This is a genomic window from Acidimicrobiia bacterium, assembly GCA_030584185.1.
Classification (GTDB): Bacteria; Actinomycetota; Acidimicrobiia; order Spongiisociales; family UBA11373.
In genome coordinates, this window is the sequence record CP129495.1 from 1,090,797 (window position 1) to 1,107,418 (window position 16,622).

18 protein-coding genes are annotated in these 16,622 nt (G+C 67.9%); 13 read left to right on the forward strand and 5 right to left on the reverse strand.

Translation table 11 applies throughout. The features are described 5' to 3' along the window. Positions 1-4 precede the first annotated feature (4 nt). From QY307_05590 to QY307_05620, 7 genes are all read left to right on the forward strand, one after another. Positions 5-595: a hypothetical protein gene (locus tag QY307_05590; GenBank protein ID WKZ83714.1), complete on the forward strand. Its 591-nt coding sequence runs from the start codon at positions 5-7 to the stop codon at positions 593-595. Positions 596-679: 84 nt separating this feature from the next. After that, positions 680-1,942 (forward strand): PLP-dependent transferase, encoded by a 1,263-nt coding sequence (locus QY307_05595; GenBank protein WKZ83715.1) that lies wholly within the window; start codon positions 680-682, stop codon positions 1,940-1,942. Positions 1,943-1,973: 31 nt separating this feature from the next. Then, positions 1,974-2,741: a carbon-nitrogen hydrolase family protein gene (locus QY307_05600; GenBank protein ID WKZ83716.1), complete on the forward strand. Its 768-nt coding sequence runs from the start codon at positions 1,974-1,976 to the stop codon at positions 2,739-2,741. A gap of 61 nt (positions 2,742-2,802) precedes the next feature. Beyond that, positions 2,803-3,405: a hypothetical protein gene (locus tag QY307_05605; GenBank protein ID WKZ83717.1), complete on the forward strand. Its 603-nt coding sequence runs from the start codon at positions 2,803-2,805 to the stop codon at positions 3,403-3,405. Further along, a complete protein-coding gene (locus QY307_05610) occupies positions 3,398-4,486 on the forward strand; it encodes a peptidoglycan-binding domain-containing protein (GenBank protein ID WKZ83718.1) in 1,089 nt (362 codons plus the stop codon). The genes QY307_05605 and QY307_05610 overlap by 8 nt, the downstream gene beginning before the upstream one ends. Further along, on the forward strand, positions 4,486-5,121 hold the full coding sequence (locus tag QY307_05615; protein WKZ83719.1) for an ATP-binding cassette domain-containing protein: 636 nt from the start codon (positions 4,486-4,488) through the stop codon (positions 5,119-5,121). The genes QY307_05610 and QY307_05615 overlap by 1 nt, the downstream gene beginning before the upstream one ends. A gap of 50 nt (positions 5,122-5,171) precedes the next feature. Then, positions 5,172-6,215 carry an ABC transporter permease gene (locus QY307_05620; GenBank protein WKZ83720.1) on the forward strand — a complete coding sequence of 348 codons (1,044 nt, stop codon included), beginning with the start codon at positions 5,172-5,174 and terminating at the stop codon, positions 6,213-6,215. A gap of 165 nt (positions 6,216-6,380) precedes the next feature. On the opposite strand, the gene QY307_05625 is transcribed toward QY307_05620, so the two are convergent. Beyond that, positions 6,381-6,566 (reverse strand): hypothetical protein, encoded by a 186-nt coding sequence (locus tag QY307_05625; GenBank protein WKZ83721.1) that lies wholly within the window; start codon positions 6,564-6,566, stop codon positions 6,381-6,383. Between the two features lie 396 nt (positions 6,567-6,962). On the opposite strand from QY307_05625, the gene QY307_05630 reads away from it, so the two are divergent. Beyond that, complete coding sequence (locus QY307_05630; protein ID WKZ83722.1) at positions 6,963-7,268, forward strand: transposase; 306 nt, start codon at positions 6,963-6,965, stop codon at positions 7,266-7,268. 193 nt (positions 7,269-7,461) lie between these two features. Here the strand turns inward: QY307_05630 and QY307_05635 are convergent, their stop codons facing one another. Then, complete coding sequence (locus QY307_05635) at positions 7,462-8,142, reverse strand: hypothetical protein (GenBank protein WKZ83723.1); 681 nt, start codon at positions 8,140-8,142, stop codon at positions 7,462-7,464. 701 nt (positions 8,143-8,843) lie between these two features. Between QY307_05635 and QY307_05640 the strand changes: the two genes are divergently transcribed. The 4 genes from QY307_05640 (at position 8,844) to QY307_05655 (ending at position 13,457) form a co-directional block, all read left to right on the forward strand. Next, entirely contained in the window at positions 8,844-10,076 is a 1,233-nt protein-coding gene (locus QY307_05640; protein ID WKZ83724.1) for a PQQ-dependent sugar dehydrogenase, read from the forward strand. Between the two features lie 187 nt (positions 10,077-10,263). Further along, positions 10,264-10,515 (forward strand): hypothetical protein, encoded by a 252-nt coding sequence (locus QY307_05645; GenBank protein WKZ83725.1) that lies wholly within the window; start codon positions 10,264-10,266, stop codon positions 10,513-10,515. Further along, positions 10,509-10,820 carry a type II toxin-antitoxin system PemK/MazF family toxin gene (locus QY307_05650; protein WKZ83726.1) on the forward strand — a complete coding sequence of 104 codons (312 nt, stop codon included), beginning with the start codon at positions 10,509-10,511 and terminating at the stop codon, positions 10,818-10,820. Before QY307_05645 ends, QY307_05650 begins: the two co-directional genes overlap by 7 nt. Positions 10,821-11,099: 279 nt before the next feature. Beyond that, positions 11,100-13,457 carry a cell wall-binding repeat-containing protein gene (locus QY307_05655; protein WKZ83727.1) on the forward strand — a complete coding sequence of 786 codons (2,358 nt, stop codon included), beginning with the start codon at positions 11,100-11,102 and terminating at the stop codon, positions 13,455-13,457. Between the two features lies 1 nt (position 13,458). Here QY307_05655 and moeB read toward each other — a convergent pair whose 3' ends face one another. Beyond that, positions 13,459-14,604 carry a molybdopterin-synthase adenylyltransferase MoeB gene (gene moeB, locus QY307_05660; protein WKZ83728.1) on the reverse strand — a complete coding sequence of 382 codons (1,146 nt, stop codon included), beginning with the start codon at positions 14,602-14,604 and terminating at the stop codon, positions 13,459-13,461. Beyond that, a complete protein-coding gene (locus QY307_05665) occupies positions 14,601-14,999 on the reverse strand; it encodes a M67 family metallopeptidase (protein WKZ83729.1) in 399 nt (132 codons plus the stop codon). Before QY307_05665 ends, moeB begins: the two co-directional genes overlap by 4 nt. 73 nt (positions 15,000-15,072) lie before the next feature. On the opposite strand from QY307_05665, the gene QY307_05670 reads away from it, so the two are divergent. Then, the gene (locus QY307_05670) at positions 15,073-15,306 is read left to right on the forward strand and encodes a hypothetical protein (protein WKZ81591.1); all 234 of its coding nucleotides are present in this window, start codon (positions 15,073-15,075) and stop codon (positions 15,304-15,306) included. A gap of 3 nt (positions 15,307-15,309) precedes the next feature. Here the strand turns inward: QY307_05670 and QY307_05675 are convergent, their stop codons facing one another. Then, on the reverse strand, positions 15,310-16,599 hold the full coding sequence (locus QY307_05675; protein WKZ81592.1) for a hypothetical protein: 1,290 nt from the start codon (positions 16,597-16,599) through the stop codon (positions 15,310-15,312). Between the last annotated feature and the right edge of the window lie 23 nt (positions 16,600-16,622).

Here is a 16,622-nt window from a genome sequence, read left to right on the forward strand (position 1 = left end):
CTCAGTGATCACGGCGCCAGCGCTCAGACCGGCACGTCCAGCAGAGGCAGAAAAGATCGCCGATCTGCTGGCGAGGGCCTACGCCGCAGACCCGGTGTTCCTCTGGCTCCTGGAGCGCCGGGCTGCATCCACTCTGCCACGGCTGTTCAATCCGCTGGTGAGGTGGTTCGCCCGGGGTGGATCGGTGACGGTCGCCGCTGATCCGGTTCGCCTTCTCGGCGCCGCCGTGTGGTCTCCGACCACCGGCAGGCGGCCTCCGGGCACGACCTGGGGGGGTCTGTTTCCCGGGCGAGGCGGCGACCCCTTGGTCCGCCTCCTCTGGTCACACTCCGCTCGGGAGCGTCAACCAACCCGCCCCCATCGGCACCTCGTGCTCCTCGGGGTCGAGCCAGGACTCGGCGGTGAGGGCAGCGGCACCCGACTGCTCGCCGCGGGCCTCGCCGGATGCGATGCCCGTCGGCTAGGGGCCTACACCGAGGTCAACACGCCGAGTGCCGTCGGCTTCTTCCTCGGCCACGACTTCGAGGTGGTGGCCGAGGGGCCCCTCATGGCCGGTGCCCCCGACTCCTGGGGGCTGTGGCGACATCCCCGGTAGGACCTTCGGCCCTCCCCGGAGCCACCGCTCCCGATAACCTGGCGCCAGGCAGCAGTCGCGCCACGCCACCCTAGGAGGACACCCATGGCGAAGTGGAGCGACATCGACGCCTCCGGCCTGCATCCGGAGAGCCTGATGATGACCTACGGGTACCGACCCGAGTGGTCGGAGGGGGCGGCGGCCCCTCCCATCTTCCAGAACTCGACCTTCGTGTTCCCCTCGGCCGCCGTGGGAGAACGCTGCTTCGCCGTGGCCTACGGCCTCGCCGCCCCTCTCCCCGACGAGCACCCGGACCTCATCTACTCGCGAATCAACAACCCGGACCTCGAGATCGCCGAGGATCGCCTGGCGCTGTGGGATCGCGCCGAGACCGCAGCCCTGTTCGTGAGCGGCATGGCGGCGATCACCACCACGCTATGGGCACACCTGCGACCCGGCGACGTGATCGCCGCCTCCTCCCCCATCTACGGCGGCACCCACCACTTCATCGAGACCGTGCTGCCCCAGTTCGGGATCGAGTCGGTGCGCTTCGACCCCGACGCCAAGGCCGGCGACGTGATCGCAATGGTCGAGGCCACGGGCAGGCCGCTGGGCATGGTGTATGCCGAGACCCCAGCCAACCCCACCAACGCCCTGATCGACCTGGGGATGTGCGCCGAGGTCGCCGCCCGATTCTCGACGCCGGCACGGAGGGTGCCGGTGGCGGTGGACAACACCTTCCTGGGGCCTGTCTTCCAACGCCCCCTGGAGCACGGAGCCGACATCGTGCTCTACTCGGCCACCAAGTATCTGGGTGGCCACGGCGACCTGATCGCCGGCGCCGCCGTCGGGGCGAAGGCGCTCCTCGATCCGATCCGTGTGATGCGCACCTTCACCGGCAACATGCTCACGCCGTTCGTCTCCTGGCTCCTGATGCGCAGCCTGGCCACGCTGCATCTGCGCATGGAACGGCAGGCCGACAACGCCCAGAAGGTGGCCGACTTCCTCAGGGGGCATGCGAAGGTGGAGTCGGTCAACTACCTGGGTCACCTCGAGTCCGGCGACCCCGGCCACGACCTGTACCGAAAGCAGTGCCTCGGGCCCGGGGGGATGATCTCCTTCGAGGTCGCCGGCGGGAAGCCGGAGGCGTACCGCTTCCTCGATGGCCTTCGCCTCTTCAAGCTGGCGGTGAGCCTGGGCTCGGTGGACTCCCTCGCCGAGCATCCGGCCACCATGACCCACTGCGAGGCGGGCAAGGAGGCCAACGACGCCAAGGGGATCACCGAGTCGCTGATCCGGATGTCGATCGGGGTGGAGCATCCCGACGACCTCGTGGCCGACGTGAAGCAGGCCCTCGAAGCGATCTGAGCGGCGGTCGCCGCTGCGGTACCGTCGGCCCATGAGGATCACCGTCTGCGAGCTTCCCGCCGATCCGGCGCGCCTCGACCCGGCATGGGATGGGCTGGTCGAGCACACCGCCGCCCACCGGCCCGACCTGGTGGTGCTGCCCGAGATGCCGTTCTACGCCTGGCTGGCGGCCAGCAGCGTCGTCGATGCCCACCGATGGTTCGCCGCCGTCGCGGCACACGAGGAATGGCTACCCCGCCTCGCCGACCTGGGTGCGGCGACGGTCGTCGCCACACGACCGGCGATGATCGGCGATGGGCCGCGCAACGAGGCCTTCGCCTGGACGCCGACCGGCTATCTGTTCCTCCATCACAAGCGCCATCTGCCCGACGAGGACGGCTTCTGGGAGGCCTCCTGGTACGAACGGGGGCCGTCCGAGTTCGTCGCCGTCGACACGCCGGCGGGGAGGCTGGGGGCCATGGTGTGCACCGAGATCTGGTTCACCGACCATGCCCGGAGCTACGCCCGGCAGGGCGTCGACGTCGTGGTGTCGCCGCGGGCGACCCCGTGGTCGAGCCGCGGCCGCTGGCTGGTGGGTGGCCGGGCGGCGGCGATCATGGCCGGAGCGTTCTGCGCCTCCTCCAACCGGTCCGGAACGGGCGAGGACGCAATGCGCTGGGCAGGCACGGGCTGGGTGATCGACCCCGAGGGTGATGTCCTGGCCACCACCGACGGGGACAACCCCTACGCCACCATCGAGGTGGATCTCGCCGCCGCCGAGGCGGCGAAGTCGACCTACCCCCGCTACGTGGAGGAGTGAGGTCGGGAACGGGATGGTTTCACGTGCGCCAGACTTTGCCAGGCATGCTACGGTTCCGGCGATGGTGGCGAGGCGCCCCCTGGTGGCCGTATTGGGGCTGGAGCCAGCGTTCACTGCTGGCCTCGAATACGCCGCTCAAGATCGATTCTGTGTCGTGACCACTGGGCAAGCCGCGCTTGGAAGTGTTGATCGCTTCCTCGCTGCCCTTGCACTGGACTCAGCCGGGGACAACGGCCTCGCCACGCTCGTCGCCCGGTTTGATCCGAAGCCGGTGGTTGCGATCACAAGGGAGGACGACCCGAGCCATTGGGTGGAGGTGATGGCTAAGGGTGTCGCCGGTATAGCCCCATACGCCGATACTCCCGAAGGCATTCTGGACGTACTGAGCCACTCGCTCAGGGGTATGTTTTTGCTCCCCGTCGGCATCCTCAGGTGGGTCGTGGATCGGGTACATCAACCTCCATCAGGACTCCTGTCCGACCGCGACACCCGAGTGCTCGTCAGGCTGGCCCGCGGCGACACTGTTGCAGACGTGGCGACCGCCGAGGCATGTGCCCCCCGGACGATGCATCGCATGCTCGCTCAGCTCTACGCCAAGATCGGGGTCGATCGTATTGACGGCGCCCGGCGACTGGCGATCCGATGGGGGTTCGCAGATGACTGAACCTGGACGCGCTCGCAGCGCAGCGACCAAGCGCGCTCTCGGCGCGATCGCACTCTCCGGCGTTGCCGCGGCCGCCGGGTTCTGGGCCGGTCGGATCGTGTTCCTGCCCCCTTCCGATCCGCTGGACGACACTCCCGAGCCCATCACATATACAGTCGCCCAAGGTGAACTGGAACGATCATTGCGATTCACCGCCGTCGCCGAGTGGCGACTCATTCCGACGGCGCGCAATGCCAAGCAGGGGGTCGTGACCACGGTCGAATTCCACTCGGGTGGTGTCGCAACGCCAGGGCAGATCATCTGCACTGTCGACCTACGACCCATCGTCGTGGCGGAGGGCAAGGTCCCGGCCTTCCGTAGCATGTCCCTCAACGCACGGGGTGCCGATGTCGCGCAGCTGCAGACCTTCCTTGCCGACCTCGGACTCTTCACACAGGAGTCCGACGGCGTCTTTGGAACGTCAACCCGTGCCGCGGTGATGGAGTGGCAGCGGATGCTCGGCGTCCGTGCCGACGGGATCGTGGGTCTGGGCGATGTGGTATTCGTCCCGACGCTACCCGCCCATCTCACCCTGGACCCCAACTTCGTTCCAGGCACGCCGTTGGCCGGCGGTGAACCCTTCCTCTCACTGGTCCCGGACGCTCCCGAGTTCCGCGTGCCGCTCGCCCAAGAGCAACTGAGGCTCGTCCCCCTCACCGCTCAGGTCCGCGTGAGCTACGCGGACGGTGAGTGGAGCGGGAGGATCGAGCAAGCGGTTGAGGATTCGGGCACCAACCTCGTCAATCTCCTGCTCACGGCGGAGGACGGCGGTCCAGTGTGCGGCGGGAATTGCACTCGTTGGGTCGACCTGGGAGCACCGACCGACTTTGACGTCGAGATCGTCGTGATTCCACATACCGTGGGCCCGGCGGTGCCCGTGGCGGCCATACACTCCGATGCCGGCAATCAAACCTATGTCATCACCTCGGATGGGACCCGGATCGACATCACCGTCGTGGTGGCCGCGAAAGGGATCGCAATCGTCGAAGGCCTCGACCAGGGGACGGTGATCGCTCTGCCGATTGTCCCGGTGGGGGGCTGATGATCGAAGTCGAGGATCTGTCGTTCGGGTACCGGCGGACACAGCCCATCCTCGAGCATCTCTCTTGGTGCATTCCTCCGGGTCTGATCTCCGGGGTGACCGGTCAATCGGGGTCGGGCAAGTCGACATTGCTGTACATCCTCGGCCTTCTGCTGTCTCCCTGGAGCGGAAGGATCGTCGTTGACGGCGAGGACGTCGGCGCAGCATCTGACGGCGTCAGATCGCAGATCCGAGCGCGGCGAATCGGCTTCGTGTTCCAGGACGCCGCCCTTGATCCAACCAGAACGGTCGTCGACAACATCGTCGAAGGATCCCTCTACTCGGGAATGGGAAGAAGGCGGGCGATCCGGCGTGCCCACGAGCTCTTGGAGAAGTTCGATGTCGGGTTGCGCGCCGAGCACAGGCCGGGCGAGGTGTCGGCGGGCCAGGCTCAGCGCGTCGCCTTGTGCCGAGCGCTGCTCCCAGAACCACGCATCATCCTGGCAGATGAGCCGACCGGCAACCTGGACACGGACACCGCTGCGGTGGTGCTGGCAGCGTTGAGATCGCTCTCCCATGGTGACGGCGCCACCGTCGTCATGGTCTCACACGACCCGACAGTCGTGGTCGCGTGCGATCGAGTGCTGACGCTTTGAGGGTCATCAGGTACGCTCTGGAGTCGGCACGGGTGGCCCGAAGCCAACCGGTGTCCTCCGTCGTGACGATGCTCGTCGTCGGAAGTGTGTGCGCGGTCATCCTCTCCACGACGGGACAGACCGAGGCGGCAGAACGCCAGGTGATCGCCCGCATCGATGAGGCCGGGACTCGATCGATCGTGGTCACCGACGTTCAAGGCGGAGCCGGAATCCCTCCTTCGGCGGTCGGGCGTATCGAGCGCCTCGCCCACGTGGAGTGGGTGATCGGGCTGGGTACCGCCTTCGATGCTCGACCAGTCGGAGTGCCCGGCGGAACGCCGATCCCCATCCGCTTCCTCTACGGCGACATACCACCGGTGGTCGAGATGTCCCCATGGACCCGCGACATTGGAACGGTCGTCATCGGGCCAGAAGCCCAAGCAACCCTCGGACTGCTGGTCCCGGCCGGAGGTGTCGTCACCGGCAACGATGACCACCTCGCGGTCGTCGGATCGTTCCACCCCTCTGAGCCATTGGCCTTCCTCGAGCAGTCCGGTCTGGCAGCCCCGGACCCGCACGACGAGCTGCCATGGGTACGTACCATCTTCGTATCGGTGGAGCGGCCAGAAGACGTCACGTCGGTGACGCAAGGAGTCCTCATGGTCCTCGGGGCCAACGACCCGACCCAGGTGTCAGTCGAAACGTCGAGCAACCTCGCGGCGGTCCGGGCTACGGTGGAGGGTGAACTCGGCTCGTTCGGTCGCAACCTCGTGCTGATGGTGCTCGGAGCGGGAATCGTGTTGGTAACGCTCACAACCTACGGGTCGGTGACGGCAAGGCGTAAGGACTTCGGACGCCGCCGAGCTCTGGGGGCAGAAAGGGCAACGATCATCGCCCTGGTGACGCTTCAGGCGACAATCACTGGGAGTCTTGGTGCGGCCCTGGGGTCGCTCATTGGTGGCGGCATCGTTTGGAGGCTCACCGGTGAGCCCCCGAACGCCGGATTCGCAACGGCGGTGGCCACACTCGCCATGCTGGCCACGATCATTGCTGCCGCACCGCCAGCGATGATCGCTGCTCATCGAGACCCGATCAGGGAACTGCGAGTGCCCTGAGAGCGCTTCGGTTGCACGACCCAGGGGAACCTCGGGCGGAGTGATGCACCTGCCCCTCGGGAACGGCGGTGGCGCGGGCCACGGCCATGTGCAACACGTCGACGACAAGCTCGACGCCAGCACGGTCACCATGGACAATCCCAGGATGTCCCGACGACTCAGATCCTAGGTTCCAGCGACATGCAGCGGATCCTCGCCGGCAGGAAACTGGGCCAGGCACGCCACGCGCCGTTGGTCGGGCCCGTCGGCGGTGAGGTTCTGAACCAACAAGGCAGCAGCCGTGGCGATGTCGGGACGCCGCCACCGCCACTTCTTGCGGAAAAGCACCCACACCGGGCCGCTTCTTGCCATCGACCGAGCCACCCGGCTCTGGCTCACCCCGAAACCCCGGCGGGCTTCCCCCCCGCTTCTCCGAACACTTGGCCTGTGGGCCCCGAGAGAGGAGAAGTCGTGCCTGCACCTCATCCACCTGAGTTCCGCCAGCGGGCGGTGGAACTGGCCCGGGAGGGCTCGAGGCCGATCGCCCTGGCTGCCCAAGACATCGGGATCTCGGAGTCGTGTCTTGGTATCTGGCTTGTCCACGCCGATGTCGACGAGGGGAAGCGGGGGGTCTGTCGACCCCGGAGCGGAGAAACTGGCCCGGCTCCGCAAGGAGAACCCGGTGCCCAAGATGGAGCGTGATCTACTCTCTCGGGCCGCAACCTTCTTAGCCTCGGAGAATGCCCTGCCGAAGTGATCAATCGGTTGATGGACGCGAACAAGGCCGACTTTCCGAGCCGGTTCATGGCCGAGCGGCCGGAGGTGTCCACCAGCGGGTTCCATGACAGGCGGGCACGGCCGTGTGATCCCGCGGCTCGAACGATCGCCGATGCCGCCTTGAGCGTGCTGATCATCGAGATCCAGGATCGATCCCGGGGCACCTACGGGTCGCCTCGAGTGTGGACCGACCTCAGGTTGGGTCTGGGGATTCGGGTTGGTCGTGAGCGGGTCGAGCGGCTGATGCGTCACGCCGACCTGGCCGGGATGACGGGGATGTCCGATCGTATCGTGTAAGCGGTCCGGACCTCTACCCGATAGGAGACCACGATGACCAAGCCAGACTCCGAGAGCGAGGAGCGTCGCCGGCGCCAGAGCGAGATCGCCGATTCGTTGAAGGAGTCCGGGGCGCTTCTTCAGATCTTCGCCCGGATCGACGCGGGGGAACTCCTGACTGGTCATGTCCCAGGTCCTCAACGAGACCCCGTCGCTACGGCCCGAGACCGGCGCCGTAGTCGTGCGGGCTCTGAGGGCATCGAGCCTCGAGTTCGGACGACGTGTTGCTGACATACCGCCAGGGAACCCATTCGACGTCGGGATAGTTCTCGACGAACGAATCGACCGACGGCGGGTCCGGAATGTCGTAGCCTTCTGCCTCGAGGCATGGCTTGAGTACGTCGACCCAGAACGTGTAGATGTTCTCTACTTCGACCCCTGACTCGACCCCATACTCTGGAATGCTGAGACCGGCGACACATCTCGCGAAGCCGACCTGAGCCGCTTCGTTCTGTTCGAAAGGTATGGCCAGCCACGAGATTCCGGTATCTCCGATAGGCTCCACAGGCCAGCCCTGGTCGCGCATGCACGCTATCTCGGCCGCTGTGACGAGGCCCCAAGGGACCTTGGAGTACGGGTAGGCTGAGTAGTCGCCATAGCCGTAGATCGGATCGACCTGTTCGATCAAGACCTCGAATGGTGGGAGGCTGGAAGTTGCCTCCTCTCTCTCGCTGGTGGGGAGAAAGGTCGCGTTCGGATCAGACTGCTCGACACCGACTGTGGTCGCGGTGCCACCTTGTCCGATACACGCCGCTCCAAGGACTATCACGGCAATCGATCGCACGGTCGCCGTGATCGGCCGACTGGCGAGGCGTTGCCAAGTCTTCCTTTTCACGGCGCTGCATCCATTCCAATCCAGTGATGGAGTGCTGTCTCCGACTCAATAGCAGTAAGAGAAGGTAAGCCCATAGTTCATGTACCCGTTGGTTTCCGCCTTCCATGATGTGCTCTGCAGACCGCTCAACGAGTAGCGTGCCTGGAGGAACACGCCATTGTTGTAGGTCCCGATCAGGTGACCGAGCGGGGCGTAGTGCCTCGTGGGGCCCGTCGTCTCCGACGTGACCCCCACATACCACGAGGCGGGGCAGCTTCTGGTTCCCTGCTTCGAGCCAGTGGCCATGGCTGGCACGGCCGAGAGAAACGCCAACAGGACGACACCCACCGTCAGTCTTGAACCAAGTCGAGATCTCGAATGCATCGATCAACCTCCCATTCTCGTCAAGCCATTCCCTGCTCAAGCTACGCCAAGATCGCGAGCGATCGCAATGACAATCGGTGGCGGCCGGACCGACGCCCATCGGCAGTAGCGCCGTCACCGGGTTCTTGAGAAACGGCAGCCGGGGAGTGTGTGCCACTGACGGACCGACCCGCATGGTCCGAGCACTTCGCGCTGGCTGTTGGCGAGCACTCGCGTGGGACATGGAGTGCAGTAGACGCACCTGGTCTTGGCGTCTTCCCCAAACCGCCGCGGCGCGTCTTGGCCAGAGCGGGTCGGAGGCATGGATGACCGGCCGCAGCGCCTCTAGCCTCGCGGGCGTGACCCGGCGACTGACCGTCCTCCTCGGCATGATCCTGGCTCTCGCCGCCTGCGGCGACGACGGCGCCGACACCACGACCTCGGCTCCGACGACCACCGAGCCGCCGGCGACCACCACCACTCTTGGAGGAACCACCACCCCGGCGCCGGACACGACTGCCACGCTTCCCACGACGCCCACGACCGTGCCTCCCCCGCCGCCTCTCGGCGAGGTGGGGATCGCCCTGGTGCCCGTCGCCGCCGGCCTCTCCAACCCGGTGCTCGTCACCGCCCGTACCGGCGACGACCGGCTGTTCGTCGTCGAGCAGCCGGGGGTGGTGCTCGCCCTCACCCCAGGAGGCGACCGCGAGACGATCCTCGACCTCCGTTCCCGGGTGGAGTACGGAGGTGAGCAGGGCCTGCTCGGACTCGCCTTTCACCCCACCGACCCGGACCGCACCTTCCTCCACTACAGCGCCGCCGGAAGCGGCGACACGGTCCTAGAGGAGTTCGACCTCACCACCGGCGAGTCGGTGGGAGTGGTCCTCACCGTCGCCCAGCCGGCCGGAAACCACAACGGGGGGATGATCGCCTTCGGCCCCGACGGGATGCTCTACGTCGGGCTCGGTGACGGGGGCGGCGCCAACGACCAATACCGCCACGGCCAGAACCGTGACAGCCTGCTCGGGGCGATCCTGCGCATCGACGTCGACTCGGCCTTCCCCTACGCCATCCCCGCCGACAACCCCTTCGCCACCGACGGTGGCGCCCCCGAGGTGTGGGCTTACGGCCTGCGCAACCCGTGGCGGTTCTCCTTCGACGGCGACGACCTGTGGATCGGTGACGTCGGCCAGGGCGAGTGGGAGGAGGTCTCGATGGTCTCCATCGACCAAGGCGGCCACAACCTGGGCTGGTCCGTCTACGAGGGGACTCACTGCTTCGGAGCGGCTGCCCTCTGTGTCCCCGACGGGTTCACCATGCCGGTGTTCGAGTACTCCCACGATGGCGGCCGCTGCTCGATCACCGGCGGGTACGTGTACCGGGGCTCCGCCGTCCCGGGCCTCGCCGGGGCCTACCTCTTCGGGGACTGGTGCACCGGTGAGGTCATGGGCCTTCGGATAGGAGATGACGGCACCGTCGAACGTCGCGCCTTTTCGGTGGACGCCCCTCGGATCACCTCCTTCGGGGTCGGTCCCGACGGTGAGGTATACCTGACTGCAGGCGACTCGGTGTTCCTGATCGTCGCAGGCTGAACCGGCCCGCCCGCCGTGGTGACCGTGGTCGCTCGGTGACCCTTGTCGAGTGTTGGGGGTGGCCTGGCCCCCACTCCGAACCGCACTTGCTGGCTGTCGGCGGCTCGTGACCGTCGATCTGAAGGCGTGTGATGGTGAACGGGCATCCCCCCTTGCACTTTGTCATACGATCCGTATATTGCTCCGTATGACAACCCCGGTGCCTACCCGGTTCACCGAGGCGGAACTCGCCCTCATCGACGAGCTCGTGACCAAGGGCATAGGAGACAGTCGATCGGCCGTGATCCGCCGAGGCGTTCACCACCTCGCCGACGCCGTTCACCGAGCCCAGATCGGTGCCGCCATCGCAGCGTCGTATCGGGAACGGCCCCAGGGCCCCGAGGACGACGCCCTTGCCATGTCCAACGCCATCGCGATGACCGAGGCGGAACCGTGGTAGCCCAGACCGAGATCTGGTTGATGGAGACGCCCAACCAGAAGCGCCGACCGGTGCTCGTCATCTCGCGCGACGAGGTCATCCCGGTCCTTGCCAACATCATCGTGGCCCCCATCACGAGCACGATCCGCAACATCCCCACCTGTATCCCGGTCGGACCCGATGAAGGCATCGACCACGACAGCGTGGCCACATTCGACAACCTCGCCGCCGTGCCCAAATCGGTGCTCACCAGACGCCTCGGCAAGCTCGGCGCCGACGGACGCCGGCTCATCTGCGAGGCCCTCGCCGCAGCTGCCAACTGTTGACCGATCTCGTCGATCCCCTCCACAGCGGGGACGCATCCGGAGAGACAAGTGCCATTTCGGCGCGCCCCGGCATGCGGACGGTCGGCGCCCCTTCGAGACCCCTGACTGTGAGGATGACACTCGTAGCTCGGTGCGTGTGCTGGGCTGCTGTTGGTGGCGGCGATACACCCGCCCACCCCCCTTCCCACCGCGTCTGCCTCCCGGGCACGCCCAGGGAGTCGCTGATACTCTTACGGTGTCCGCCTGCGGGGCAGGGCGGCGTGGTCTGCGGAGGGACTGATGGCACGCCTGCCGCGCGCACCGACGCTCTTGGTGGTGGTGCTCCTCCTCGCCTCCGTCGTTCCCACAGCCCTCGCCGAGGTGGGCTGGAGCCGTGCCGCCCGGTTCGGTGGCGACAACCAGACGGTGGCCTGGGCCTCGGCGATGGACCGGATGGGCAACGTCTACGCAACCGGCGTCCTCAACGGGACCGCCGACTTCGACCCTGGCGGCGGCACCTTCAACCTGACCAGCGCCGGCGCCCAGGATGTGTTCGTCGCCAAGCTCACCCCCGATGGTGATCTGCTCTGGGCGCACGCCATCGGCGGAACCAGCTCCGACGAGGGGATGGGTATCGCCACCGACCCGGCGGGGAACGTGTACGTCACCGGATACTTCATGGGCACCGTCGACTTCGACCCCGGCCCGGGCACGTCGAACCTCACCTCGGCAGGCGACCAGGACATGTTCGTCCTCAAGCTGTCCACCGACGGCGACCTGCTCTGGGCAAAGCGGATAGGCGGAGCGGGCGCCGACACCGGCTCCGCGATCGCGGTCGATCGCGGCGGCAACGTCCTCACCACGGGCTACTACACGGGCACCGTCGACTTCGACCCGGGCGCCGGTGAGGCCAACCTCCCCGGCGTGGGCGACACCGACGCCTTCGTGTCCAAGCTCGATGCCGACGGGACCCACGTCTGGGCTCGACTCCTCGGCGGCACCGGGCCGGACGAGGGCATGGCGGTCGCCACCGACGCCGCAGGCAGCGTCTACTCGGCGGGCCGTTTCAGCGGCACCGTCGATTTCGACCCGAGCGGTGCAGTGAGCAATCGCACCTCGAACGGAGGGATCGACGGCTACGCCTGGAGGCTCGACCCGGACGGGTACCTTGAGTGGGCCGCCCCGCTCGGCGGCGCCGGAGACGACACGGCGACGGCGATCTCGGTCGACCGTTACGACTTCGCCGTCATCGGCGGGAGCTTCGCGGGTACGGCCGACCTCGATCCTCATCCCACCGAGACCTTGAACCTGGTCTCCGCCGGCGGCCTCGACGCCTTCCTCGTTCGGCTCGATCAGAACGGCGAGCTCTCCTGGGCCAAGCGCGCCGGTGGCGTCAACGACGACGAGGTCACCGGTGTTCACCTGGGCGGCGCCATCGAATCGGCGACCGCAACCGGCACCTTCTCGGGAACGGTCGACTTCGACCCCGGCCCCGACACCGCCTCGTCGGCCTCGGCCAATCCCGCCGGGTTCGTGTGGAAGCTGAGCGCTCTGGGCGACTACGAGGACCACGGGGCGATGTCGGGCACCGGAACCGTCCGATCCGAGGGCCTCGGCTGGGACGGCTCCGGCGGCTTCGCCGCCTCCGGCCGGCTCTTGGGGACCGCCGACTTCGACCCGGGACCGGGCGTGGCCGAACTCACGGCGAGCGGACCGCTCGATGCCTATGTCACCACGATCGGAAAGCCGACACTGCTGACCCACATGGGCAGCAACCGCTACCACACAGCCTCCCTGGTGGGCTCCTGGGCATTCCCACGCGGCCCCAAGACGGCTTTCGTCGCCGTCGGCACCAACTTCCCCGATGCCCTCGCCGGAGCGGCGGTGGCCGGCCTCTTGGATGCCCCCCTCTTCCTGGTCCGTTCCGACTCTATCCCGTCGGAGACCCTCACCGGGATCACCAACATGGACCCGGACTCGATCGTCGTGCTCGGAGGGACCACCGCAGTCTCCCAGGTCGTGTTCGACCAACTCACCGCCATCCAGACCAACACCGTGCGCGTCTTCGGGAGCAACCGCTACGCCACCGCGGTGGCGATCTCCCAGCTCGGGTTCCCGGCGACCGCCAGGACCGTGGTGATCGCCACCGGGCTCAACTTTCCCGACGCCCTCGCCGCCGCGCCCGCTGCCGTCGTATACGGCGGTCCGGTGCTGCTCACCGATCCGAACACCGTCCCGCAGGTGGTGAGGGACGAGATCACCCGCCTGGCACCGGAACGGATTGTGGTCGTCGGCGGAACGGCGGTGATCTCCGACGATGTCGTGAACGCCTTGAAGGAGATACAGCCCAACACGGTCCGCATCGCCGGCGCCAACCGCTACGACACCGCCATCGGCCTCGCCCAGGACGCCTTCCCCGACGGTGCCAGCCGGGTGACGGTCGCCACCGGCCTCGCCTTCCCCGACGCCCTGGCGGGGGCGGCGGCGGCGGGGGCCTGGCGGGGGCCGATCCTCCTCGTCCCCGGGACCAGCCTCCCCGCTGCGGTGTCGACCGAACTCCTCCGTCTCGACCCGTTCCACGTCGACCTGCTCGGAGGGGACGCCGCGATATCGCCTCTGGTCCGCTACCAGATCGGTGCCCTGCTGTTCGGCTGGTGACTCAGAGCGCCCGGCACCAGGCGTCGTAGTCGACGAGCGGCGGCGGGCGGGCCTCGTCCCCGCAGGCGGGGCAGTCCCGAAGCCGCTCGAACCGCAGCGTGGTCGACTCGCCGGAGAGGGCGTCGTGGATGAGCAGCCTTCCCACCAGGGCGTCGCCGGCACCGACCAGGATCTTGATGGCCTCCACCACCTGCAGCGAGCCGATCGCCCCGGTGAGCGCCCCCAGCACCCCGCCCTCGGCGCAGTCGGCCACAGTCCCCGGATCGGGTGGCAGCGGATACAGGCAGCGGTAGCACGGCCCCCGATAGGGGTCGAAGACGGTCACCTGGCCCTCCCACCGGTACACCGAGGCGTGCACCACCGGCACCCGCAGGTGCAAGGAGGCATCGTTCACCAGGTAACGGGTCGGGAAGTTGTCGGTCCCATCGATCACCACGTCGTAGTCCGACATCACATCCAGGGCATTGCCCGCCATGAGGGGTTCCTCCCTCGGGAGCACCTCCACGCCGGGATTGAGGCGGCACAGCGCCGCCGCCGCCGAGGCCACCTTGGGCTGTCCGATGCGGTCGGTGTCGTGGATCACCTGTCGCTGCAGGTTGGAAAGCTCCACCCGGTCGGAGTCGACGATCCCGACCGTGCCCACGCCGGCGGCCGCCAGGTACAGGGCGGCCGGTGACCCGAGCCCACCGGCCCCGATCACCAGGACCCGGGCGGCGGCTAGTCGCTCCTGGCCCGCCCCCCCGATCCCGGGCAAAGCGACGTTGCGGGCGTAGCGGGCCGGCCCGGTCCCTTCGGGAAGCATCACCTCCCTTCCCTCGATCCTCCACAGGACGATCCCCCCACTCATGGAGGCGACCCTCCCGTACCCCATCTCCCGCAGTTCGAGCCCGGCGAGCAGCGACCGCCTGCCGGTGGCACAGAACAAGACGATCTCCGCATCCCGATCGGGCGCGGCATCCGCCACCTCGTCGGCGAGCCGCTCCCACGGGACCGCCAGCGACCCGGGGATGGTCCCGGCGACGATCTCGTGGTCGTGCCGGACGTCGATCAGCACCAATCCCCCTCCGAGACGCTCCTCCACGTCACCCGGGGTGACCTCGGGGACGCGGAGCCGCGCCTCCTCCATGCGATCGACGAAGGCGGTCACTCCCCTGCCTCCAGGGGTTCCTCGACCGGCACTCCTTCGACGATCCTCCACGCCCGCATCTCCGGATGGCGGCCTTCGAGGCCGACGATGACATCGATCCATTCGCCTCCGGGAGCACCTGCCATGTCCGTCGCCGAAGGCAACGCCGGGCCGGCGGGATGCGAGTGGAAGGCGCCCCGGATCGTCCAGCCGTTGGCGTCCGCCATGCGCACCACGCGATGGTGCTCTGCCGGGTCGATGGTGAACTCGACGGTGGACTGATCGGCGTTGGGCACGCAGTACGCCTTGCGCAGCACACCCTCGGTGTCGAACGCCAGCAGGCCACAGGCTTCCATCGGCCGCGCCGCCAAGGCTCGCTCCAAGACTTCGACACGGACTAGATCGGTGATGATCACGGCGTGACGCTACCGCGGCCACGCCCACAGGTGGCCGGGCGCAGTGACCGGCCACCTGGCTACTCTTTGCCCCGTGAACGAGCAGATGACCCGAATGTTCGAGGCGGCCTCGCGGCGCACCGTGGCCGTGCGCACCGCCGAGGGCAAGCCCCTCGCCCGCCTCAAGCTCCTCCATGCCGCGGCGGTCGCCGCCGCCGGGATCGTGATGGCACCCCGCCTCACGGCGACGGCGGTACTGGGAGCAATGTTCAAGGGGCTGCGGCTCGAGGTCGAGGAGCAGGTGGACCAGCAGCCCGCTGCCGCCTGATCATCACGGACGGGGCGGCCCGTCCCTCTCCACCAGCAGTCCGGCGACGAACACGGTCTGGGCCGCCAGGGCGGCGGCGCCCGCCACCGCCAAGCCGACCCGGGCATCGATGGTCAGCGTCACCGGGATGATGGCACCCACCACCCAGGCGAGCTGGAACAGTGTCTCCGAGCGGGTGAACGCCGCTCCCCGGCCATCGGGTGCCACCCGACTCTGCAGCAGCCCGTCGAAGGCGAACTTGGCCGTGCCCCAGGCGAGACCGGCAGCCGCCGCCAGCGCCGCCGCCGCCGCCAGGCTGAAGAACTGACCGGCCACGAATGCGGCGGCGGCCTCGATCGCCAGGGCGGCCACCACCATCGGCTCCTCTCGCAGCAGCCTCTCCAACGCCGGGCTGATCAGGGAGGCCAGGCCGTACCCGAGCCCGGCGGCACCGATGAGGGCGGCGAAATCCACCCCGCCCGCCTCCTGGCCCCGGAACTCGAAAGCCAGCAGCAGGAGGAGGAAGCCGTTGATGAGCCGCACCCCGGCGGTGGCGAGACGGGAGAGCCGCAGCGAACGGGTCGCCCCCGAGGTCATCGGTTGCATCACGTCGTCGGGAGCGAGAAAGGTCCGGTCGCGACGCGCCGCATCACGCGGATCGGGGAGACCCAGGCTGGTGAAAGCGGAGAACCCGAAGAACACCGCCGCCAGCGCCAGCGCCAGAGACGGCTCGATCGAGACCAGTGCCGCCCCGATCGGCAGCACCACGGCACCGGCGTAGATCCCGATGCGGGCCAGAAAGGCGTTGGCGCCCACGAGGGCGACCGGCTGCGGCAGCGCCACCGGAAGCATGCTGGAGCGGGCGATCCCGTAGAGGCGTGACAGCACCAGCATCCCGAAGGCGAGCGGGTACAGCCAGAGGGTGGTGAGGCCCATCATCATCACCACGGCCAGGATGGTTCTCAGGCTGGATGCGATGGTCAGAGCCGCCCGGTAGACGCCGCCGAGACGGGAGAACAGCCCACCCATGATCGGGGCGATCACCGTGAACGGCACCAGCGTGAGGCCCAGGTAGAGGGCCACGTTTCCCCGCGCCTCGCTGGTGGGAACGCTGAAGAACAGGGTTCCGGCGAGGGCCACCGCCACCAGGGTGTCGCCGGCGACGTTGGCCGCCCACGACACGGCCAGCTGCTTGAAGGCGGGCCCGTGGCGGCTGAACATGGCGTCCACCCGCTTGGCGGCGGCACGCGCCGTCCTCCTCGTCATGCCGGCAGACGGCCGGTCGTTCATGCCGGGACGACCGCGAGATGTCATGGAGACGAACTTAGCCAACCAGG